General features: G+C 65.4%; 22 protein-coding genes. 2 read left to right on the forward strand and 20 right to left on the reverse strand.

Annotated features, from left to right (window positions below):
• Positions 1-101 precede the first annotated feature (101 nt).
• From AC3WUF_RS13725 to AC3WUF_RS13810, 18 genes are all read right to left on the reverse strand, one after another.
• Entirely contained in the window at positions 102-1,034 is a 933-nt protein-coding gene (locus tag AC3WUF_RS13725; RefSeq protein ID WP_492426479.1) for an electron transfer flavoprotein subunit alpha/FixB family protein, read from the reverse strand.
• A gap of 28 nt (positions 1,035-1,062) precedes the next feature.
• Positions 1,063-1,809, reverse strand: a complete 747-nt coding sequence (locus AC3WUF_RS13730; RefSeq protein WP_492426481.1) for an electron transfer flavoprotein subunit beta/FixA family protein — start codon at positions 1,807-1,809, stop codon at positions 1,063-1,065.
• 111 nt (positions 1,810-1,920) lie between these two features.
• Positions 1,921-3,582 (reverse strand): electron transfer flavoprotein-ubiquinone oxidoreductase, encoded by a 1,662-nt coding sequence (locus tag AC3WUF_RS13735; RefSeq protein WP_492426483.1) that lies wholly within the window; start codon positions 3,580-3,582, stop codon positions 1,921-1,923.
• 190 nt (positions 3,583-3,772) lie between these two features.
• The gene (locus AC3WUF_RS13740) at positions 3,773-5,581 is read right to left on the reverse strand and encodes an acyclic terpene utilization AtuA family protein (protein WP_492426485.1); all 1,809 of its coding nucleotides are present in this window, start codon (positions 5,579-5,581) and stop codon (positions 3,773-3,775) included.
• Between the two features lie 159 nt (positions 5,582-5,740).
• On the reverse strand, positions 5,741-6,283 hold the full coding sequence (locus AC3WUF_RS13745; RefSeq protein WP_492426487.1) for a phosphatidylglycerophosphatase A family protein: 543 nt from the start codon (positions 6,281-6,283) through the stop codon (positions 5,741-5,743).
• On the reverse strand, positions 6,284-7,231 hold the full coding sequence (gene thiL, locus AC3WUF_RS13750; protein WP_492426489.1) for a thiamine-phosphate kinase: 948 nt from the start codon (positions 7,229-7,231) through the stop codon (positions 6,284-6,286).
• Positions 7,232-7,253: 22 nt separating this feature from the next.
• Positions 7,254-7,688 (reverse strand): transcription antitermination factor NusB, encoded by a 435-nt coding sequence (gene nusB, locus AC3WUF_RS13755; protein WP_492426491.1) that lies wholly within the window; start codon positions 7,686-7,688, stop codon positions 7,254-7,256.
• 103 nt (positions 7,689-7,791) lie between these two features.
• Positions 7,792-8,340 (reverse strand): 6,7-dimethyl-8-ribityllumazine synthase, encoded by a 549-nt coding sequence (ribH, locus tag AC3WUF_RS13760; protein WP_492426493.1) that lies wholly within the window; start codon positions 8,338-8,340, stop codon positions 7,792-7,794.
• Entirely contained in the window at positions 8,337-9,443 is a 1,107-nt protein-coding gene (ribBA, locus tag AC3WUF_RS13765) for a bifunctional 3,4-dihydroxy-2-butanone-4-phosphate synthase/GTP cyclohydrolase II (RefSeq protein ID WP_492427196.1), read from the reverse strand. The genes ribH and ribBA overlap by 4 nt, the downstream gene beginning before the upstream one ends.
• A 44-nt stretch (positions 9,444-9,487) precedes the next feature.
• Complete coding sequence (locus tag AC3WUF_RS13770; RefSeq protein WP_492426495.1) at positions 9,488-10,087, reverse strand: riboflavin synthase; 600 nt, start codon at positions 10,085-10,087, stop codon at positions 9,488-9,490.
• A 102-nt stretch (positions 10,088-10,189) separates the two neighbouring features.
• Positions 10,190-11,275, reverse strand: a complete 1,086-nt coding sequence (ribD, locus tag AC3WUF_RS13775) for a bifunctional diaminohydroxyphosphoribosylaminopyrimidine deaminase/5-amino-6-(5-phosphoribosylamino)uracil reductase RibD (RefSeq protein ID WP_492426497.1) — start codon at positions 11,273-11,275, stop codon at positions 10,190-10,192.
• A 6-nt stretch (positions 11,276-11,281) separates the two neighbouring features.
• Positions 11,282-11,815 (reverse strand): transcriptional regulator NrdR, encoded by a 534-nt coding sequence (gene nrdR, locus AC3WUF_RS13780; protein ID WP_492426499.1) that lies wholly within the window; start codon positions 11,813-11,815, stop codon positions 11,282-11,284.
• Positions 11,816-11,840: 25 nt separating this feature from the next.
• Positions 11,841-13,112 carry a serine hydroxymethyltransferase gene (glyA, locus tag AC3WUF_RS13785; protein WP_492426501.1) on the reverse strand — a complete coding sequence of 424 codons (1,272 nt, stop codon included), beginning with the start codon at positions 13,110-13,112 and terminating at the stop codon, positions 11,841-11,843.
• Positions 13,113-13,155: 43 nt separating this feature from the next.
• Entirely contained in the window at positions 13,156-14,253 is a 1,098-nt protein-coding gene (gene nadA / locus AC3WUF_RS13790; RefSeq protein ID WP_492426503.1) for a quinolinate synthase NadA, read from the reverse strand.
• Positions 14,254-14,389: 136 nt separating this feature from the next.
• On the reverse strand, positions 14,390-15,841 hold the full coding sequence (locus AC3WUF_RS13795) for a hypothetical protein (RefSeq protein WP_492426505.1): 1,452 nt from the start codon (positions 15,839-15,841) through the stop codon (positions 14,390-14,392).
• Positions 15,842-15,862: 21 nt separating this feature from the next.
• The gene (gene aspS / locus AC3WUF_RS13800; protein ID WP_492426507.1) at positions 15,863-17,665 is read right to left on the reverse strand and encodes an aspartate--tRNA ligase; all 1,803 of its coding nucleotides are present in this window, start codon (positions 17,663-17,665) and stop codon (positions 15,863-15,865) included.
• A gap of 149 nt (positions 17,666-17,814) precedes the next feature.
• Complete coding sequence (locus tag AC3WUF_RS13805; RefSeq protein ID WP_492426509.1) at positions 17,815-18,447, reverse strand: DUF502 domain-containing protein; 633 nt, start codon at positions 18,445-18,447, stop codon at positions 17,815-17,817.
• 3 nt (positions 18,448-18,450) lie between these two features.
• Positions 18,451-18,780, reverse strand: coding sequence for an FmdB family zinc ribbon protein (locus AC3WUF_RS13810; protein WP_492426511.1), 330 nt, complete (start codon positions 18,778-18,780; stop codon positions 18,451-18,453).
• Between the two features lie 254 nt (positions 18,781-19,034).
• On the opposite strand from AC3WUF_RS13810, the gene AC3WUF_RS13815 reads away from it, so the two are divergent.
• Together AC3WUF_RS13815 and AC3WUF_RS13820 are read left to right on the forward strand one after the other, a co-directional pair.
• Entirely contained in the window at positions 19,035-20,201 is a 1,167-nt protein-coding gene (locus AC3WUF_RS13815) for a GGDEF domain-containing protein (protein ID WP_492426513.1), read from the forward strand.
• Positions 20,202-20,268: 67 nt separating this feature from the next.
• Positions 20,269-21,138 carry a DMT family transporter gene (locus AC3WUF_RS13820; RefSeq protein WP_492426515.1) on the forward strand — a complete coding sequence of 290 codons (870 nt, stop codon included), beginning with the start codon at positions 20,269-20,271 and terminating at the stop codon, positions 21,136-21,138.
• A gap of 9 nt (positions 21,139-21,147) precedes the next feature.
• On the opposite strand, the gene AC3WUF_RS13825 is transcribed toward AC3WUF_RS13820, so the two are convergent.
• Together AC3WUF_RS13825 and AC3WUF_RS13830 are read right to left on the reverse strand one after the other, a co-directional pair.
• The gene (locus tag AC3WUF_RS13825) at positions 21,148-21,912 is read right to left on the reverse strand and encodes a competence/damage-inducible protein A (RefSeq protein ID WP_492426517.1); all 765 of its coding nucleotides are present in this window, start codon (positions 21,910-21,912) and stop codon (positions 21,148-21,150) included.
• Positions 21,909-22,268 carry a TfoX/Sxy family protein gene (locus tag AC3WUF_RS13830; RefSeq protein WP_492426519.1) on the reverse strand — a complete coding sequence of 120 codons (360 nt, stop codon included), beginning with the start codon at positions 22,266-22,268 and terminating at the stop codon, positions 21,909-21,911. Before AC3WUF_RS13830 ends, AC3WUF_RS13825 begins: the two co-directional genes overlap by 4 nt.
• Position 22,269 lies beyond the last annotated feature (1 nt).

Consider the following 22,269-nt stretch of genomic DNA (forward strand, 5'->3'; position numbering starts at 1 on the left):
GACATCGCAATGCCGAAGGCCATCATCACCGATTTGGCGTGCGCCAACAAAAAAGGCGCGAACTCGCGTTCGCGCCTTTTCGAGACTTCAGGACTGGAAGATCAGACCTTGCCGCCCAGTTCCGGGACGACGGTGAACAGATCGCCGACGAGGCCGATGTCGGCCACTTCGAAGATCGGTGCTTCCGGGTCCTTGTTGATCGCAACGATCGTGCGGGCATCCTTGATGCCGGCCAGATGCTGGATCGCGCCGGAGATACCGATCGCGAAATACAGTTCCGGCGCGATGATCTTGCCGGTCTGACCGACCTGCATGTCGTTCGGCACGTAGCCGGAGTCGACCGCGGCGCGCGAGGCACCGACGCCGGCGCCGATCTTGTCGGCGAAGTCGAAGATGACCTTGAAGTTGTCCGAGCTGCCGAGTGCACGGCCACCGGAGACGACGCGCGATGCCGACTGCAGGTCCGGGCGTTCCGACTTCTGCGCTTCGAGCTTCACGAAGCGCGTGTGCGACGGCAGCGTAGCGCTGACGCTGGCGGCTTCAACCGCAGCGCTACCGCCTTCACCGACGGCCTGGAACGAAGCCAGACGCACCGTGGCAACGACCGTACCGGCCGGCGCTTCAACGGTGGTGATCGCGTTGCCGGCATAGATCGGACGCTCGAAGCTCGTCGCGCCATGCGTGGCCATGATGTCGCTGATCTGCTGGACATCGAGCTTGGCGGCAACGCGCGGGGCGAGGTCCTTGCCGAACGTCGTGCCCGGGAACAGCACATGCGTATAGCCCTTGGCGAGCTCAGCCACCTGCGGCGCGAGGATCGCGGCCACCGGGTTGCTGTTGGCGGCGTTGTTGACCGTCAGCACCTTGGCGACGCCATCGAGCTTGGCGGCCTGCGCGGCGACGGCGGCGCCATCGGTCGCGAGCACGGCGATGTGGATTTCACCGCCGATGCCCTTCGCGGCGGCGACGGTCTTGGAGATCGCGTTGTTGAGCTTGCCTTCGGCGTGCTCGGCAACAATCAGTACTTTGCTCATCGTATTTTCCTTGTCAGTCCGTGCGCGCTTACAGCAGGCCCTTGGCCTTCAGAGCGGCGACCAGTTCGTCGGTGGTCTTGACCATCACGCCCTTCGAGCGACTCGGCGGCGCGGCGGTCTTGGTGGTCTTGATGCCGGCACCGGCGGTCACGCCCAGATCGGCGAGCGTCGTCGGATCGATCGGCTTCTTCTTCGCCTTCATGATGTCCGGCAGCTTCAGGTAGCGCGGCTCGTTCAGACGCAGGTCGACGGTGATGACCGCCGGCAGGTCGACTTCGAGGGTTTCGAGGCCGGCGTCGATTTCACGCGTGACCTGCGCCTTGCCGCCGTCGACAACCACCTTCGAGGCGAACGTCGCCTGCGGAATCTCGAGCAGGCCGGCAACCATCTGGCCGGTCTGGTTGGCATCGTCGTCGATCGCCTGCTTGCCGCAGAACAGGATGTTGGCGCCTTCCTTCTTCATCACGGCGGCGAGCGCCTTGGCGGCGGTCAGCGGCTGCACATCGCCTTCTTCCTTGATGTGGATGCCGCGGTCGGCACCGAAAGCCAGCGCGGTGCGCAGGGTTTCTTCAACCTTGGCGCCACCGATGGAGATCGCAACGATCTCGGTGACCTTGCCCTGCTCCTTCAGGCGAACCGCTTCTTCCATCGCGATTTCGTCGAAAGGATTCATGGAGTGCTTGATGCCGTCGGTGACGACACCGCTGCCGTCCGACTTGACCTGGATGCGGACGTTGTAATCAACGACGCGCTTGACGCTCACGAGTGCTTTCATCTGCTCTTCTCAGTTGCGATACACAAATCGAAAGATTGAAATTCGATGGGCCAATTCAATGGGGCCTGTCACCGGTACAAAACGTTTGCTGCAAATTTTTCTGCGCGACCCTTACATATTCGCGTAGTTCGGACCGCCACCGCCTTCCGGCGCGACCCAGTTGATGTTCTGCGCAGGATCCTTGATGTCGCAGGTCTTGCAGTGTACGCAGTTCTGCGCATTGATCTGGAAGCGCTCGCTGCCCTTCTCGCCGATCACTTCGTAGACGCCCGCCGGGCAGTAGCGCTGCGCCGGCTCGGCGTACTTCGGTAGATTCTGTTCGATCGGGATGCTCTTGTCCTTGAGCACGAGGTGAACCGGCTGGTCTTCCTCGTGGTTGGTGCTCGACAGGAACACCGACGAGAGCTTGTCGAAGCTCAGCTTGCCGTCCGGCTTGCGATATTCCAGCTTCTGCGACTCCGACGCCAGCTTCAGCGTCAGGTGGTCCGGCTTCATGTCGTGGACGGTGAACGGGAACTTGCCGCCGAAGATGTTCTGCTCGATCCAGTTGATCGCGCCGCCGATCAGCACGCCGAACTTGTGCAGGATCGGGCCGAAGTTGCGACTGCGATACAGCTCGTCATGCAGCCAGCTGGCCTTGAACATCTGCTCGTACGTCGCCAGCGTCTTGCCGCCTTCGTCGCCGGCGAACAGGGCTTCGGCGAGCGCTTCGGCGGCGATCATGCCGGACTTCATCGCCGTGTGGCTGCCCTTGATCTTGGCGAAGTTCATGGTGCCGAGATCGCAGCCGGCGAGCAGGCCGCCCGGGAATGCCATCTTCGGCATCGAGTTGAGGCCGCCCTTGGCAATCGCACGTGCGCCGTACGCCGTGCGCGTGCCGCCTTCGAGGTACTGCGCAATCACCGGGTGATGCTTGAAGCGCTGGAATTCGTCGAACGGCGACAGATACGGATTGCTGTACGACAGGTCGACGATCAGGCCGACGAACACCGTGTTGTCTTCGAGGTGATACAGGAACGAGCCGCCAGTGGCGCTCGTCGTCGTCAGGTCCAGCGGCCAGCCGGCGCCGTGCACGACCAGACCCGGTTTGTGCTTGGCCGGATCGATCGTCCAGATTTCCTTGATGCCGATCGCGTAGTGCTGCGGATCGGCTTCAGTCGCGAGCTGGTACTGCGCGATCAGCTGCTTGCCGATGTGGCCGCGGCAACCTTCGGCGAACACCGTGTACTTGGCGCGCAGCTCCATGCCCGGCGCGAAGTCCGGCTTGTGCTCGCCCTTGTGGTTGACGCCCATGTCGCCGACGGTGATGCCCTTGACGACGCCGTCTTCAATGATCGCGGTCTGCGCGGCGAAGCCCGGGTAGATCTCGACGCCGAGGCCTTCGGCCTGCTGGCCCAGCCAGCGGCACAGGTTGGCCAGCGAGATGATGTAGTTGCCCTCGTTGTGCATGGTCTTGGGCACGAAGAAGCCCGGCATGCGGAACGACTTCCTCTCATCGAGGAAGAAATAGATATCGTCGCCGGTCACCGGCGTCTTCAGCGGTGCGCCGAGTTCCTTCCAGTTAGGGAACAGTTCGTTGAGCGCGCGCGGCTCGAACACCGCGCCGGAGAGGATGTGGGCGCCGACTTCCGAGCCCTTCTCGACAACGCAGACATTCAGCTCTTTGCCGGCCGCTTCGGCCTGCTGCTTGAGGCGAATGGCCGTCGACAGGCCGGCGGGGCCGGCACCGACGACGACAACGTCGTACTCCATGACATCACGTTCAACCGACATGCGAGTTGCTTCCTGGCTGACCCAAGGCTATGAATCCTCATAGGTCCTTGCAGGTCTTGGTGGCTGGATAGAGCCGTATATTCTAAGCGAGACGGCGCAATATCGCAGCGCAGCAAAGGCATCGAGGGCTGTCGCTACGGCCTAATTTTGGCCATAAATTGACCAGCCGCGTCATTTTGCCGCGAAACCCCTACCCGTCGAGCAGCGCGCGCGGCACGGTCACCGGGAAATCCAGCAGCATCTGCCCGAAGGCCTTGCCCTGCGGATCGGTGCGCAGCGAAGCCGCGCCGCCGTTGCCCAGCGCATGGAACAGCATGAAGTTCAGGCTGTCGCTGCCTGGCAACAGCCAGCGCTCGACGCGGCCCGCCGCACCGCCCGCCAGTACGTGCGCAAACCAGTCGCGTACGGCCGCCGCCGTCAGGGCCGCGACCAGATACGGCAGGTACTCCGGCCGCCGCGCGATGACGCCGATGTTGGCGTGATCGCCCTTGTCGCCCGAGCGCGCCAGCGCCAGGCGGATCAAGGGCACCTGCAGCGGATCGCTAATCTCGTCCGGCAGGCGTGGATACGGCACCGTCTGGACGATTCTTGCGGGCTTCGAGGGCGCACGCTGCGGAATCTCGACGGCGATCCGCTCCTCGCCGACGCGAATCTCGACCGGCACGCGATCCTTCGGCACCAGCATCGAGTACAGCTTGGGAATCATGTGCGGCTCGGGCCGGCCGCCGCCGAAGTAGCCGGTGAATCCCGGCGCCATGCCGGTCGCCGCCTGCGCGATCTCGCGCGCAAACAGCTTGAGCGCCTTGGGGTTCGGATGCTGGACCACGATCTTGACGACGACCTCACGCGTCGCGCGGGCGCCGGCGCTTGCGTGCGGGCCGTAGGTTTCCTCGGCGCCGATGCAATGGATGTCGACACCGGTGAAATCGCCGAGTTGCTGGGCGAGCAGCTGGCGGCGCACTTTCTCGACGACCGCGTTAGCCGACGCGCGACCCTTCCTTGCCGCATCGATGCCGCCGATCATGAACAGCGCGGCGCAGCGCATGCCGGCCGGATACGTCGCGCTGACCTTGTAGGTGCTTGTCGGCGCCGTGCCCTTGCAGCCCGTGACACGCACCTGATGCTCGGCGATCTGCTCAAGCTGGACCGCCGTGAAGTCGCAGCTGACATCGGGCAGCAGATAGGCATTCGGATTGCCGATCTCGTAGAGCATCTGCTCCAGAACCGTGTGCACGCTGACCAGGCCGCCGGTGCCTTCCGGCTTGGTCACGACGAACGCGCCGCTGGCGTCGACCTCGATGACCGGGAAGCCCATGTCGGCGTAGCCCGGCTCGACCAGTTCCCAGTCGGTGAAGTTGCCGCCCGTGCACTGCGCACCGCACTCGATGATGTGGCCGGCGATGGAGCCGGCAGCAAGCTTGTCGTAGTCGTCGGCGGCCCAGCCGAATTCATGCATCAGCGGTCCGAGCACGACTGCGGAGTCGACGCAGCGGCCGGTGATGACGACTTCGGCGCCGGCATCCAGCGCACGCGCGATCGGGATCGCGCCCAGATACGCGTTCATCGACACCAGCATCTTCGGTTGCGGATCGCCGCTATCGATCTCGACGCAATCGGCAAAGTCCCTGCGCCGCGGCAGCAGGTCATCGCCAAGCACGACCGCCACCTTGAGCGGGATGCCGGCCTTGGCGGCCACCGCTTCGAGCGCCGCCTTGCAAGCGAGCGGATTGACACCGCCGGCATTGGCGACGACGCGGATGTTCTTTTCCTTCAGCTGCGGCAACAGCGCCGCCATGACGTGTTCGACGAAGTCGGTCGCGTAGCCGTCGTTGACGTCCTTCATGCGCTTGGCGGCGAGGATCGACATCGTGATCTCGGCCAGGTAGTCAAAGACCAGATAATCGATGCGGCCTTTCTCGACGAGCTGCGCCGCAGCCGTGTTGGTATCGCCCCAGAAGGCCGAGGCACCGCCGATGCGGATGGATTTGCGCGTATTCATTTCATTCCTCGACTAGCGGCGTGGAGGATTGCCGCTCCGCGCGTGCGGATCAAGGAAAAGCTGCGTTACCGCCTTCGTAGGCTGGGATGAGCGCAGCGAATCCCAGCAGCTCCACCGGTCGGCCGCACAGCGCTGGGATTCGCTACGCTTCATCCCAGCCTACGTGTTCAGCACATAGAGCGGCACGCCCAATACCACGGCAGCGAAAACGCCGGCCAGCAGGTCATCGACCATGATGCCGAAGCCGCCATGGACGCGGCGATCGAGGATGCGGATCGGCCAGGGCTTCCAGATGTCGAACAGGCGGAACAGCGCGAACGCAGCACCGAGCAGCAGCGCGCCGCTCAGCGCGGTGGCCGGCGGCCACAATACCAGCGGCGCGGCGGCGACGAGCAGGCCGACGATCTCGTCGAACACGATACCGCCATAGTCGTGCACACCGAGCAGTCGCGCGCTCTCGCCGCAGAACCAGCAGCCGACTGCGAAAAGCAGTGCAACCACGAGCGCATACCACTCCGGACTCAGCAGCCACAGCGGCAGGAACAGCAGCACGCCGACCAGCGTTCCCATCGTGCCCGGCGCTTTTGGCGCGAGGCCGGCGCCGAAACCGAAGGCGACGAAGTGCTCGAAGGTGCCGAGGATCAGCGCCGGCGGCGGATTCGGCGTGCGCGAGGTTTCGGAAACCTGGGGACTCTGCGTCATCTAGAAATGTCGATAGCCGGCGGATTGGACGGCCATGGTAGCGCCGCCAGCTGCATCCAGTCTGAATCCGCGCTCGCGGGTGATGCGGCCAATCACCGTCAGCGGCGCTTCAACGAAACGACAGGCGTCGACGAGACGTTCCGCCGGAATGCACAGGCACAGCTCGTAGTCGTCGCCGCCGCTCAGTTGCAGTTCCTGACGCGTCGAGGACTCAGGCGCGTAGCTCATCAGCGCAGCGGAGCTCGGCAGTGCCGCGGCATCGATCACCGCGCCGACATCGCTGGCATCGAGAATGTGCTGCAGATCGCCGGCAAGGCCATCCGACAGGTCGATCATTGCCGTTGCCAGTCCACGCAAGGCGCAGCCGGTCGCAACGCGCGGCAACGGTCGGTTCAGGCGTTGCAGCAGATATTCATTGGCCGGCTGCCCGGCAAGCACTTCGCGCAATCCGGCCGCGGCATCGCCGAGCGTACCGGTCACGCAGACCAGATCGCCGGGCTTCGCACCATCGCGGCGCACGGCGCGGCCACGCGGCACCTCGCCCATCGCGGTGATCGAGATCGTCAGCGGCCCGCGTGTCGTGTCTCCGCCGGCCAGCACGATGCGACATTGCGAGGCCAGTGCCTGCAGGCCGCGAGCAAAGCCTTCCAGCCATGCGGAATCCGCTTCGGGCAGGCTCAGCGCCAGTGTGAACCAGCGCGGCTCCGCAGCCATTGCGGCAAGATCGGAGAGATTGACCGCGAGCGATTTCCAGCCGACGTCGTACGGCGAGGTCTGCAGCGGAAAGTGGCGGCCGGCAATCAGCGTATCTGTCGTCACCGCCAGCTCGTGATCGGCGCGCGGCGCCAGCAGCGCCGCATCGTCGCCGATGCCGAGGATCACGCCGTCGTCCGCACGCGCCGCGTGCAATGGCGCGAAATAGCGACGGATCAGCTCGAACTCGTTCATGGCGAGCCGTGCCCGGCGCCGCTCAGGTTTCGTCGGGCCGCAGCTGCCGCGCCAGCTTGTCGAGCACGCCGTTGACGAACTTGAAGCCGTCTTCGGCGCCGAACATCTTGGCGAGGTTGATCGACTCGTTGACGACGACGCGCCACGGCACTTCCGGCTTGTGGCGCAGTTCGTAGGCACCGAGCAGCAGCACCGCATGCTCGACCGGATCGAGCTGATTGAGCGGGCGATCGAGCTGCGGCACCAGATCGAGCGTCAGCGCCGGTGCATGCTCGACAACGCCATTGAGCAGCTCTTCGAAGTAAGCCGGATCGGCGCGGCCGAGGCCTTCTTCCTGCTCGCGGAACTGGCGCAGCAGCTGCGTCGGCGTACCTTCGTTGAGCAGCCACTGGTACAGCGCCTGCACGGTCAGGCGACGGGCAAGACCGCGACGGCTCTGCGGCTGAGCGTCGCTCACTGGAGCACCTCGATTCTGGAAAGAGCATTCATCCCTTTGCCGTGAGCGGACGCACACCTCCCGCACCCACTGCGCTTCGCGCAGACACCGTGTCGGTGCGCTCTCACGAAAGCGCCTTTCCGAATCGGATCATTTCCAGCATCGCAGCAGTCGCTTCATAGCCCTTGTTGGTCGGCCCCTTGCCGGCGCGCGCCCAGGCCTGCTCGACGGTGTTCGTCGTCAGCACGCCGAAACCGACGGCCTTGCCGGTGCGCAGCTGCACGTCGATCAGACCGCGCGCGCATTCGCCGGCGACGAAATCGAAATGCGGCGTATCGCCCTTGATCACCGCACCGAGTGTCACGACGCCATCGTAGCGGCCATGCGCGAGCAGCTTCAGCGCCGCGAGCGGCATCTCGTAAGCGCCCGGTGCACGGAACTCGCGGACGTTGGCCGCTGGCACGCCCCAGGCCTTGAGGCAGGCGCGTGCACCGGTGCCGAGCGCGTCGACGATGCCGACGTTCCAGCGCGTCGACAGGATCGCGATGCGGACGTTGGCGAACTCGCCCTTCGTCGGCAGCTCCGGCGCGGCATAACCGGTCTTGGCATCCGCCGGCGCGGCGGCTGTCTTGGCAACGGTCTTCGACACAGTCTTCTTCGGCGTTTTCTTCATGGGGACGGATTGACGTAATCGATGACTTCAAGACCGAAGCCGGAAATGCCCTGCATGCGCTTGGGCGCGGACAGCACGCGCATCTGGCGCACGCCGAGGTCGGACAGGATCTGCGCGCCGAGACCGTAGGTGCGCAACATCGGCCGCGGGTCGTGCGGGAACTCCTCACCTTCCTTGTTCAGCGCGACGATCTGCTGCACCAGTTCGCGCGGCGTCTCCGGCTTGCGCAGCAGGACGACGACGCCGTTGCCTTCGTCGGCAACGCGCTTGAGCGCCTGGCGCAGCGGCCAGCCGAAGTGGTCGTGCTGCACGCCGAGCACGTCGGCCAGCATGTTGCGGATGTGCACGCGCACCAGCGTCGGCTTCGCCGCGTCGATCGCGCCTTTGACCATCGCAAGGTGAATCGTGTTGTCGACCGTGTCCTGGTAGGTCACGAGGCGGAACTCGCCGAACTCGGTGTCGACATGCGTCTCGGCGACGCGCTCGACGGTGTGCTCATTGTCGAGGCGATAGCGGATCAGGTCGGCAATCGTGCCGAGCTTGAGGCCGTGCTCGCGCGCGAACTTTTCAAGGTCCGGGCGCCGCGCCATCGTGCCGTCTTCGTTGAGGATCTCGACGATGACTGCTGCCGGCGTCAGGCCGGCGAGACGCGCGAGATCGCAGCCCGCTTCGGTGTGGCCGGCGCGCGTCAGCACGCCGCCCGGCTGCGCCATCAGCGGGAAGATGTGGCCCGGCTGCACGAGATCGTCCGGCGTCGCGTCGGCCTTGACCGCGACGCGCACGGTCTGCGCGCGGTCATGCGCGGAGATGCCGGTCGTCACGCCTTCAGCCGCCTCGATAGAGACCGTGAATGCGGTCTTCTGGCTTTCCTCGTTGCGCGACACCATCTGCGGCAGACGCAGCTGGCGGCAGCGCTCCGGCGTCAGCGTCAGGCAGATCAGGCCGCGGCCGTAGCGCGCCATGAAGTTGATGTCTTCCGGACGCACGCATTCGGCGGCCATGACCAGATCGCCTTCGTTCTCGCGATCCTCGTCGTCCATCAGGATCACCATCTTGCCGCGCTTGATGTCGGCGATGACGTCTTCGATGGAATCCAGCTGCACACCGCTTTCCGTCTCGCGGGCGCTGCCGATATTTGTGATCTTGCTCATGCGTCCTCCCGGCTCGCGAGTAGCCGTTCGAGATAGCGCGCCACCAGGTCTGCTTCCAGATTCACGCTGTCGCCGGCCTGCAAGGCGCCCAGCGTGGTCTGGCTCAGGGTGTGCGGAATGATGTTAACTCCAAATTGATCGCCTTCGACCTCGTTGACGGTCAGGCTGATGCCGTCGATGCAGATCGAGCCCTTGCGGGCGATGTAGCGCGAAAGCGCACGCGGCGCCTCGAAGCGGAATCGCCAGGAACGCGCCTCCTCGATGCGCGAGACCACGCGGGCGACGCCGTCGACGTGACCGGACACCATATGGCCGCCGAGCGGTTTGCTCGCGGTCAGCGCACGTTCCAGATTGACGCGCTGACCGGGCTTCCACTGGCCCGCCGTCGTCAGCTGCAGGGTCTCGACCGACAGGTCGGCTGTGAAATGATCGGCGCTGCAATCGATCGCCGTCAGGCACACGCCGTTGACCGCAATGCTGTCGCCCGGCTGCGTGCCGGCCAGATAACCGGCTGTTTCGAAGCGCATGCGGCTGTCGCCGCCGATCGTGGCGACTTCGCTGATGCGGCCGACCGCCTCAATGATTCCCGTGAACATCCTTCACTTCCTTGTAGATCTCTCGTCTATTGGAACCCGTAGCCCGGATGCAATCCGGGGTGTGCGGCTCTCTGCAGGCAAAGACCCCGGATTGCATCCGGGCTACGGCGCCGCGCGCGGCTGCAGCGTCAGGCGCAGATCGTCGCCAACCCGGCGCACATCGCGCCACTGAAATTCCAGCTTCTGCGACAACCGCTCCAGGCCCGGCAATGCCGCCAGCGGGCGCGCATCATGCCCCAACAGGCTCGGCGCCACATAGAGCAGCAGCTCATCGACCAGGCCGGCCTGCAGCAGCGCCCCGGCCAGCGCCGGTCCGCACTCGACCAGCGCGGCGTTGATGCCCTGCTCGGCCAGCGCCGCCATCGCGGCGGGCAGCGACAAATGGCCGTCGTCGCCTGGCGCCACCGTCACCGCGGTCACGCCCTCGATGGCCGGCGTCGTACGCTGCGAAACCCAGTACCGCCTCGCGCCCGTCGACCAGACCTTGGCTGCGGGAGGGACCCGGCCTGCGCTGTCCAGCACGATCCGGTCCGGCTGGCGCCACTCGCCCGGCAGGCGCACCGTCAGTTCAGGATCGTCGGCCAGCACCGTCGCGCTGCTCGTCAGTACGGCACCGGCCTCGGCACGCAGGCGATGGACATCGGCGCGCGCTTCGGCGGACGTGATCCAGCGGCTCTCGCCATTGGCCATCGCCGTGCGGCCATCGAGGCTGGCACCGAGCTTCAGCGTCAGCCAGGGCCGGCCGCGCTGCATGCGCGTCAGATAATCGCGATGCACGCGGCTGGCTTCGCTCTGCAGCAAACCGACCTCAACCTTGATCCCGGCGGCACGCAAACGCGCAAAGCCCTGGCCGGCGACCTTGGGGTTCGGATCTTCCAGTGCCGCCCAGACCTTGGCGATGCCTGCGGCGATGACCGCGTCCGCGCAAGGCGGCGTACGACCGAAATGCGAGCAGGGTTCCAGTGTCACGAACATCTCGGCGCCACGCGCGCGTTCGCCGGCCTGCTGCAAGGCCTGCGGTTCGGCGTGGGCCTGTCCGGCGCGCGAATGGAAACCGGCACCAACGACTTCGCCGTCGCGGACGACAACGCAACCGACGCTGGGATTGGGATGCGAGGTCGTGCGGCCTCGCTCGGCGAGACGCAGGGCCTGGGCCATGTAGCCGGCCGCCAGCGCCAGGTCGCTCATCGCGCGTCAGCCCTTGGTCGGACGGCTGTCGTCCGGCTTTGCGCCCTCGCCAAGCAGCTGCAGCTGCGAACGGCGCTGCTCGGCGCTCGGCAGGCTCTGCAGGCGCGCGATCTCCTCGTGAAATGCATTCACGTCTTCGAAACTGCGATAGATCGATGCAAAGCGCACATAGGCCACGTGATCGAGATCGCGCAGCTCTTCCATCACCCATTCGCCGAGCTTGGGCGACGGCACTTCCCGATCATTGGTCTCGCGCAGCTTGCGCTTGACGTTCTCGATCGCATGATCGAGCTGCTCGGCCGTGATCGCGCGCTTGTACACCGCGCTTTCCATGCCGCGGCGCAGCTTGTCCTCGGAGAACGGCTCCGGATCGCCGCTGCGCTTGATGATGTTCGGCATCGCCAGCTGCGCGCGCTCGAAGGTCGTGAAGCGACCATCGCATTTCTCGCACTCGCGCCGGCGCCGCACCTGCGTACCATCCTCGGCGAGACGCGAGTCGACGACTCGCGTGTCCGGGTTCTTGCAGAACGGGCATTGCATGATGGGGCCCGTCGGATTCCTGGATTCAGCCGCCGTAGACCGGGAAGCCGGCACAGAGCTTCTCGACGTCGCCACGCACCTTGGCGATGACGGCGTCGACGTCTGCGCCGCTGCTCATCGCATCGACGATGTCGGCAATCCAGCCAGCGATCTTGGCCATCTCGGCTTCCTTGAAGCCGCGCGTCGTCGAGGCCGGCGAGCCCAGGCGCAGGCCCGAGGTCACGAACGGGCTCTTCGGGTCATTGGGCACCGAGTTCTTGTTGGTCGTGATATGGGCCTTGCCCAGTGCGGCTTCGGCATCCTTGCCCGTCACGTTCTTGGCGACCAGATCCAGCAGGAACAGGTGGTTGTCGGTGCCGTTGCTGACGACCTTGTAGCCGCGGTCGAGGAAGACCTTGGCCATGGCTCGTGCGTTGGCGATGACCTGCTTCTGGTAGACCTTGAAGCTCGGGTCGAGCGCTTCCTTGAACGCCACCGCCTTGGCGGCGATGACGTGCATCAGCGGACCGCCCTGGATGCCCGGGAACACCGCCGACTGGAACTTCTTGTTGAAGTCTTCCGGCTGGCCCTTGGTCAGGATGATGCCGCCGCGCGGTCCGCGCAGGGTCTTGTGCGTGGTGCTGGTGACGACGTGCGCATGCGGCAGCGGACTCGGGTATTCGCCGGCAGCGACCAGACCGGCGATGTGCGCCATGTCGACCCAGAACCAGGCGCCGACCTTGTCGGCGATCTCGCGCATGCGCTTCCAGTCCTTGACCCGGCTGTAGGCCGAGAAGCCGCCGATGATCATCTTCGGCTTGGTCTCGAGCGCGATGCGCTCCATCTCGTCGTAGTTGATCAGGCCGGTGTCGGTGTCCAGACCGTAGGGCACGATCTTGTACTGCTTGCCGGAGAAGTTCGCCGGGTTGCCGTGCGTCAGGTGCCCACCCTGGGCGAGGTTCATGCCCATGACGGTGTCGCCAGGGCTGACCAGCGCGAGGAAGATCGCGGCGTTGGCCTGGGCGCCGGAGTGCGGCTGGACGTTGGCGTAGTCGCAGTCGAAGACCTGCTTGATGCGGTCGATCGCCAGTTGCTCGGCGATGTCCACGTACTCGCAGCCGCCGTAGTAACGCTTGCCCGGATAGCCTTCGGCGTACTTGTTGGTCAGCTGCGAGCCCTGCGCTTCCATCACCGCCGGGCTGCAGTAGTTCTCCGACGCGATCAGCTCGATGTGCGCTTCCTGGCGGTGCTCCTCGGCCGTGATGGCCTGCTGGAGTTCAGGGTCAAACTGGGCGAGCGACTTGGCGTTGGTCCACATGGGCGATTTCTGCTTCGTTGGGCAATAAGTGAGGCGGCGTCGATCAGTCGACGACTTCGAGCATCAAATCCAGCGCGGCACGCGCCGGATCGGCAATGTCCTTGGGCACGCGGATCTGGTTGACGACCTTGCCGGCCACCAGGTTGTCCAAGGTCCACGCGAGGTGCTGCGGATCGGTACGGAACATCGTCGAGCACATGCAGACGGTCGGCGACATGAACTCGACCTTGACGCCCTGTGGCTTCATCTCGTCGGCCAAGCGATTGACGAGGTTCAGCTCGGTACCGACCAGCCAGTGATCGCCCGGCTTCGATCCGCGCACGGTGCGCAGGATGTATTCGGTGCTGCCGACGAAGTCCGACTTGCTGCAGACTTCCATCGCGTTTTCCGGATGGCTGATGACCTTGCCGTTCGGTACGCGCGAGCGGAAGTTGTCGATATGCGCCGGCTGGAACATCTGGTGCACCGAGCAGAAGCCCTTCCACAGGATCATCTTCGCATTGCGAATCTGCTCGGCGGTCAGGCCGCCCATGTCCTTGTTGAAGTCCCAGACCACCATCTGCTCGAGCGGGATCCCCATCTTGACGGCGGTATTGCGGCCGAGGTGCTGGTCGGGGAAGAACAGCACCTTCTCGCGACGCGCGAACGACCACTCCAGCACCGCGCGCGCATTGCTCGACGTGCAGACAATGCCGCCGTGGCTGCCGCAGAAGGCCTTCAGATCGGCCGCGGAATTGATGTAGGTCACCGGCGTGACGGCCTGATCCGGATCGAGGATCGTCGTCAGCTCGTCCCAGCACTTGCGGACCTTCGCGAGGTTCGCCATGTCGGCCATCGAGCAGCCGGCGGCAAGATCCGGCAGGATCACCGCGCGCTGGCCGAAGGTCAGGATGTCGGCAACCTCGGCCATGAAGTGCACGCCGCAGAACACGATGAAATCGGCCTTGGAATTGGCCGCCATCTGCGACAGCTTCAGCGAGTCGCCCGAGAAATGCGCATGACGGAACACCTCGTCACGCTGGTAGTGGTGACCGAGGATGCACAGACGATCACCCAGGATCGCCTTGGCCGCGATGATGCGCGCATCGCACTCGCCATCGTCCAGCAGGTTGAATTCGTCCAGCTTGAGAACGGCTGCCATGGGGGAGGCCTCCGACAAATCGATCGAACAAAAGGTCGCGGCTTGTCAGCCGCGAGAACCGGTCGCAGAAACGACTAATTGTATCCCTTGGCGGCCCCAACCACTATGGGTAGTGGCTGGAGCGCCCAATGAACGCCTAGCCTTCTTCTTCGTCCGGATTGTCGGGGCAGATGCCCGCAGATTCATCGACTTCGGTGTCTTCGTCGTCGATCGGCCGCACGCAGACGCCGGTCGTACCGATGATGTCGGCGTCGCCGTTCTCGAACTTTGCGTTGACCTTGTAGTTACCCGAGGCCGCACCGGCGGTCAGGACGTTCGCCGCGAACAGGATCTTGGTTCTGTCGGCGGTCGAATTGTCCGTATTGGTCACGGTCCAGCTGACATCGCGGGTCAGGGCCTGCGTGCGCGGCTGGCCGTTCAGCACGAAGTTGCCCTTCGCCAGATAGACCGTCGCCGATGCTGCATTGACCGTCCTGTCGACCGGGGTGACGTCGATGGACACCGGCACGCCGGCAACGACATTGATCGTCAGGGGGCTGCTGACGACTTCCGGCGGATCCGGAATCTCTTCCTCGTCGTTCTCGTCGTCGCCGCCGTAGGTGCCCGTCAGCACCGCTGTGCCGGCAGCGGCCGCGGTGACGAACTGCCGGCTCAACGCCGCCGAAGTCTTGAGCGCGGTGGTATTGCTGCTTACCAGCGGCAGCACGCCGGTCAGATCCTGGGTATCGCCGTTGGCGAAGGTCGCGATGCTGGTGATCAGCTCGTTCGTCTTGACGAACAGCTCGTTGTTCGGCGCGTCCTTGTATTCGCGGGTCAGCGTGATCTTGGTCGGGATCGCGACGTTGACGTCCGAAGTGCGGCGCAGCACCGAACCATCGGCGTTCTTGCACAGCGGGAAGATGGCTTGCGCGATCAACGGGCCGCCAACCTGTCTGCCGATGACCTGGCCGGTGGACGCGACGATGTCGGCGATGACGTCCTTTGCCGGAATCTCCTCGTCTTCGTCCTGCCCCTCAAACGACCAGCTCGCACGCTGCAGGCTGCCCAGGTCGATGGTCTCGTCGCCGATCTCGGTCGTGACCGTCAAGGTGCGTCCGGTATCCGGCGCCAGCGTCAGCGACGAGTCGCTGATCTTGAGCTTGGTCAGGTCGGTGGCTTTCACTTCGACCTCGTAGCTCGCGCTCAGGCCGACAAACGTGCCGGTGATCGTCGCGACACCGATCTTCTTCGGCAGGATCGTGCCGGAGCCGTACACCGCCTCGCCCACTTCAGGCGGCGTCGAGGTATCGCCATCGAGCGGAATATCGCCGTTGCTGACGGCAACGATCTCGGGGTTGCTTGAGGTCCAGAAGCCGCGGCTGGTGTAGTCGCCGACGCCGCTGTTATCGAAGATGCCCTGCAGCTGCAGCTGGTCCGGGAAGCACTGGTAGGAGAACTTCTCCGTCGCATCGACCAGCGACGAAATGCGGACGACCTTCAGGGACTTGAGGCCGTTGCCATTGCCAAGACCTTCCAGATCGCAGGCCGACAGGCCGCCCGCCGTGGCAACAACGAGCAAAACGCGCAGCGTGGTTTTGAAGCTGGTCATGCAGGATGACTCCAAAGGAACTCAGTGGGCCTGATCGGCTTTCGGATCGGCCTTAGGCTGGACCGTGGAACGGACGTGCAGTTCCCGCAGCTGGCGCGGATCGACCGCACTGGGGGCGTTGGTCAGCGGATCGTGCGCGGTCTGCGTCTTCGGGAAGGCGATGACTTCACGGATCGACGAGCCACCCGCCATCAGCATGACCATGCGGTCGATGCCGATCGCCAGGCCGCCATGCGGAGGCGCGCCGTAGGACAGCGCTTCGAGCAGGAAGCCGAACTTCTCTTCCTGCTCCTCAGCGCCAATACCGAGCAGCTCGAACACCGCCTGCTGGATGTCCGGACGATGGATACGCACCGAGCCGCCGCCGAGTTCGACGCCGTTGAGGACGATGTCGTAGCCCTGCGAAAGAATCGTGCCCGGGTTGGCCTTGAGCGCCACGGCATCGAAAGGCTTGGGCGCCGTGAACGGATGATGCAGCGAAGCCCAGCGACCGCCGTCGCGGTCATCCCACTCGAACATCGGCCAGTCGACCACCCACAGCGCCTTCCAGCCCTGCGCGGTGATGCCCATGTCGTTGCCGAGCTTCAGGCGCAGCGCGCCGAGCGCGTCGCAGACCACCTTCCACTTGTCGGCGCCGAAGAAGATGACGTCGCCGTCCTGGGCGCCGGTGCGCTCGAGGATGCCGGTCAATGCAGCGTCGTGAATGTTCTTGACGATCGGCGACTGCAGACCGTCACGGCCCTTGGCCTTTTCGTTGACGACGATATACGCCAGACCCTTGGCGCCGTAGATCTTGACGAACTCGGTGCACTTGTCGATCTCGCCGCGCGACAGCTTCTCGCGGCCGCCCGGAATGCGCAGCGCCGTGACGCGGCACTTCGGATCGTTGGCCGGGCCGGAGAAGACCTTGAAGTCGACATCCTTGAGCAGGTCCGCCACTTCAACCAGCTCCAGCGGGTTGCGCAGGTCCGGCTTGTCCGAACCGTAGCGCTGCATCGCCTCGGCGTAGCTCATGTGCGGCAGCGTGCCCAGATCGACGTTCAGCACGTTCTGGAACAGGTCCTTCACCAGCGTTTCGATGATCGCCATGATCTGTTCCTGGGTCAGGAACGAGGTCTCGACGTCGAGCTGGGTGAATTCCGGCTGGCGATCCGCGCGCAGGTCTTCGTCGCGGAAGCAGCGCGCGATCTGGTAGTAGCGGTCGAGGCCGGACATCATCAGCAGCTGCTTGAACAACTGCGGCGACTGCGGCAGCGCGAAGAACTGGCCGGGGTGGGTGCGCGAAGGCACGAGGTAATCGCGCGCGCCTTCCGGCGTCGCCTTGGTCAGGATCGGCGTCTCGACGTCGACGAAGCCGTTGGCGTCCATGAACGTGCGGATGCGCTGCACGACATCGTGGCGCAGACGCAGGTTCTTCTGCATCTTCGGGTTGCGCAGGTCGATGTAGCGGTACTTGAGGCGGGTGTCCTCGCCGACTGTCTCGTCTTCCGGATGGAACGGCGGCGTCTCCGCCTTGTTCAGCAGCTCCAGCTCCTTGCCGAGCAACTCGATCTTGCCGGTGGTCAGGCCGGCGTTCTCGGTGCCGGCCGGACGCGGCCGGACGCGGCCGGTGATCTTGACGACGTATTCCGAGCGCAGACGGTCGGCGGCCTGGAAGGCCTCCTGGGTGTCCGGATCGAAGACGCACTGCAGCAGGCCTTCACGGTCGCGCAGGTCGATGAAGATCACGCCGCCATGATCGCGCCGGCGATGCACCCAACCGCAAACGGTCACGGTCTCTCCGACCAGTTGCTCGGTGACCTGACCACAATAGTGACTACGCATGTTCGTTGGTGTTTGACCGGCGCGCCGCGCCGTGGGAGTTCATGAAGCCCGACCGGGCGGTCCCGCCGGGTCGAAAAGGCCGCGTAGTTTACCTGCGGGCGTGCGCTGCGACCATGCGCCGATGGCGCGGGCCTGCCGCCGAGCCGCCGCTACAGGCTGGTCAGCCCGGCCGGGGCACCGGGCACGGTCTTGCGCTTTGCGGTGTCCGGCGTGACGACGCCCAGCGAAATCACCAGGCGCATGGCGTCCTCGACCGACATATCGAGCAGCGTCACGTCGGCCTCCGGCACCAGCAGGATGAAACCGGAGGTCGGATTCGGGGTGGTCGGCACGAAGCAGGTCAGGACCTTCATCTGGGTCTTTTCCTGCACTTCGCCGATCGGCGAGCCGGTAATGAACGCGATACTCCACAGGCCCTTGCGCGGATATTCGATCAGCACCGCCTGACGGAACGAGACCGACTTGTCGGAAAGCACCGTCTCGGCCAGCTTCTTGATGCCGCCGTAGACGGTGCGGACCAGCGGAATCTGCCCGAGCATCGCCTCGGTCCAGATCACCAGGCGGCTGCCGAGGTAATTCGCCGCGATGGCGCCGGTGCCGACCACCAGCACGATCGACAGCAGCACGCCCAGGCCCGGCACGTCGGGGCGGATGGACGGCGGGATCAGCAGCAGGCTGGTGTCGAGCAGGCCGATAACAAAGCGCAGAACCAGCAGGGTCGCGCCCAGCGGCATCCAGATCAGGACGCCGGCAATCAGCCATCGGCGCAGAAGGGCGGTCACGGCTCAGTCGCCCGCCTTGCTGCTGGCGGCCTTGGTGGCAGTCTTGGGGCTCGCCGCCGGCTTTTCGGCAGCCGGCTTGTCGGCCGCGGTGCTGGCCGGAGCAGACGCCGGGGCGGCATCGCCGCCGCCGGCCAGATTGCGCTTCTTGTCGCCGCCGGACTTGAAGTCCGTCTCGTACCAGCCACCGCCGCCGAGACGGAAGCCGGCGGCAGAAATCTGCTTGCTCAGCTTGTCCTTCTTGCACTTCGGGCACTTGCCCGGCTTTTCCGAAATCTTGTGCATGACTTCAACTTCGGCACCACAGGCGGCGCAGACGTACTCGTAAATCGGCATGAAGGAACTCGGTTCAGCGGCAAGGGCGCGCGGCGGCCGGGACCGGACGGCGGCGCCAGCGATTCATGGGGATGGGGGCGGCATTTTCAAGCCTTGCGCGGGCACAGTCCAGCGCCGCGCCCGGCTTGCCGGCACTGCGAATCCCCGCGTACTGCAGGTATCCTTGGCGCCGATGATCCGGGGGCTGTCCACAACATTGATCCAAGGCCACGGCGCCAGCCCGGCCCGTCGGCGGCTGCGCGTCCGCTAGCATCATGCATTCGTCGATCACGCTCGATATGCGGTCGCTGTACATGATGCTGCTGATCGTGCATTTCTCGTTCGCGTTCTTCCAGGTCAGCATGTGGACGATCCGCCGCAACAGCCCCGGCATGCTGCTATGGGGTCTGTCGAACGTGACGACCGGCATCGGCAGCGTGCTGCTGATCCTGCGCGATGTCGCCCCCGACTGGCTGTCGATCACGCTCGGCAACGGCTTCTTCCTGTGCAGCTGGGCGCTCATGTGGTGCGGCCAGCGCCAGTTCAACGGTCACCGCCACAGCACCGCCTGGTACTGGCTGCCGTCGCTGGCGATCATGCTGCTGTTCGAACTCGTGCCCCTGTTCCAGCACGACACGCGTGCACGCATCTGCGTGACGCATGGAATCCTCGTGCTGCTCTCGGTGGCCAGCTTCTGGGATATGCGCAATGCCCAGCGCAGGGAACCGCTGAAGACGCGGCGCGCCCTGATGGGGGTTTATATCTTCAGCGTCAGCATGAGCACGCTGCGCATCGCGCTGACGCTGCTGGGCCCGGAGATCGCCTCCTTCATGGAGCCCAGCGCGGTCCAGTCATCGATGCAGATTCTCGGCCTCATCACCTCCGTCAGCTGGAATCTGGTCCTGCTGCTGATGACCCACGAGCGCCAGGAGAACCAGCTGACACTGGCGGCTCAGATCGACGGGTTGACCCAGGCGCTGAACCGCGCCGGCTTCGATCAGCTTTCGTCGCGACAGCTGCAACGCAGCCGCCGCGACGGCCAGCCGGTCTCGGTGCTGCTGCTCGATCTCGACAACTTCAAGCAGGTCAACGACCGCCATGGCCATGCCGCCGGCGACCAGCTGCTGCGCGCATTCGCCGACGCGGCGCGCCGCATGCTGCGGCCGAGCGACCTGCTTGGCCGACGCGGCGGCGAGGAATTCTGCGCCCTGCTGCCGCAGGCTTCGCCGGACCAGGCCAGGCAGGTGGCGGAGCGCATCCGCAGCGAATTCGAATCGACCGGCATCTGGAGCGGCAACACCCGCGTCAGCACGACGGTCAGCATCGGTGTCGCCGAAGTCCGCGGCGACGACTTCGGCGACCAGGCGCTGGAGCGCGCGGATGCGGCGCTCTACGAAGCGAAGAGCGCCGGCCGCAATCTGGTGCGCAGCGCCAGCGCCTGAACCGGCACCGCTGCCGGCGCGGCTACAATGCGCGCCCGCCTCCGTTGCCGCTCTGCCCCAGCCTTTCATGCCCACCGATCTGCGCCGCGGCGCTGTTCATGCCCTGATCGCGGCTGCCGCGTTCTCGGTCATGGGCGTGTGCATCCGCTACGCCTCGGCGACGACCGGCAACGAGGTCATCGTGTTCATGCGCTGCGCGGTGGGGCTGGCGATCCTGCTGCCATTCCTGCTGCGACGTGGCGGCGCCGGCATCCGCACCCAGCGGCTCGGCGGCCATCTGTGGCGCGCCGGCTTCGGCATCCTCGCGATGTACGCATTCTTCTACGCGATCGCACGGCTGCCGCTCGCCGAGGCGATCCTGCTGACCTACTCGACGCCGCTGTGGCTGCCGTTCATCGCCTGGGCCTGGATCGGCGAAAAACCGGCGCCGATCACTTGGCCCGCCGCGCTGTTGGGCCTGATCGGCATCACGCTGATCGTGCGCCCCGGCATGCATCCGATCGATCCGGTCGCCGGCCTCGTTGGCGCGGCCTCGGGCCTGCTCGCCGCCTGCGCGATGGTTAGCATCCGGCGCATCTCGAACACCGAACCGCCGGCGCGGATCGTGTTCTATTTCGCGCTGATGGGCACCGCGATCGCCAGCATTCCCTTGCTGTGGGCCTGGGCGCTGCCGCCGCCGGAAGCGTTGCTGCTGCTGGCGGCGACCGGCCTGCTTGCGACCTTCGGCCAGATTCACCTGACGCGCGCCTACAGCCTTGCGCCCGCCGCGCTGATCGGGCCGTTCACCTATGTCGCGGTGATCATTTCCGCGATCCTGGGCTGGTTGTTCTGGGATGAACGCATCGATCTGTGGTCGGCGTCCGGCACGCTGCTGGTCATCGCGACCTGCGTGATGATTTCGGTTTACGGCCGCCCTGCACCTGCCGCGGACACCTGAGTCCTTGCCTTACGGCGGCGGCTGCAGATCCTCGGTCACGACGCCCGGCAACTCGATCATGTGGCTGCGGAAGTAGCGGTAGGCCTCGGCGGCGACGGCGGCCTGCCCCTTGAAACCGAACTCGATCTGCCGCGACTTCGCATCGCCGCGGGTCGGCAGGCTGGACAGACGGATGCCCGGGTAGCGCCGCAGCGTTTCCTCCATCAGCGGCAGCAGATCGCCTTCGCTGGTCGTGCCGACGACGCGCAGGCTGAACTCGAGGTCCGGCTCGCTGCGATGCAGATGGGCGTAACGCTGGTCGAGCACCCACTCGAGCATCGGCCAGGCCATCTCCGGGAAACCCGGGACGAAATTGCAGTCCTCGACGAAGAAGCCGGCAACCCGGTTCACCGGGTTCGGGATCAGCCCCGCGCCATGCGGAAACTCCGCCATGATCAGACGCCGCTCAGCGCCCTGCGGACCGTACTGCTCGAGAATCAGCGCACTGGCTTCGGGATGACGCACGATCGGCAACCCGAAGGCCCGCGCCGCGCCCTGCCGCGTGCAGTCGTCCGGCGTCGCGCCGATGCCGCCGCAGGACAACACGACGTCGCCGCGCTCGCGACCCCAGCGGATCGCTTCGGCAATGTCCGTCTCGTCGTCGCCGGCCAGGCGCGCCCACGCCAGCTCCAGGCCGCGCGCGCGCAGCAGTTCAATGACCTTGCCGAGGTGCTTGTCCTGGCGTTTGCCCGACAGGATCTCGTCGCCGACGATCAGTAGCCCAATCCGTTTCATTTCCTGCCCTTGCGCTGCGTAACTCTGGCCTTGCGTGCGGCCGCGAGCGCCAGTATCGCCCAGGGCTTCAGTTCTTCGAAGTCGTCCAGCGCGGCGTCGGGAACCGTGTAGTAGTCCGCCTGGCGTTCGACTCCGCGCGCGGTGTACGTGAACGGCCTCCCGCCCGCGGCGAGAAACCGCTCGCGCGTCGTGGCGCTGGCTTTCAGATAGAGAATCTCGTCGTCGATGATGGCAAAGAACGCATCGCCGCAATACAGACCCCAGGCACCGAACATGCGCTTGGCACGCACCGCGCCGAGCGGTGCCACCAGCTCGCACACATGATCGACCAGCCCGCTGGCGCTGCCGGCAGCCACT

This window comes from Fontimonas sp. FW305-C-3, from assembly GCF_058783185.1.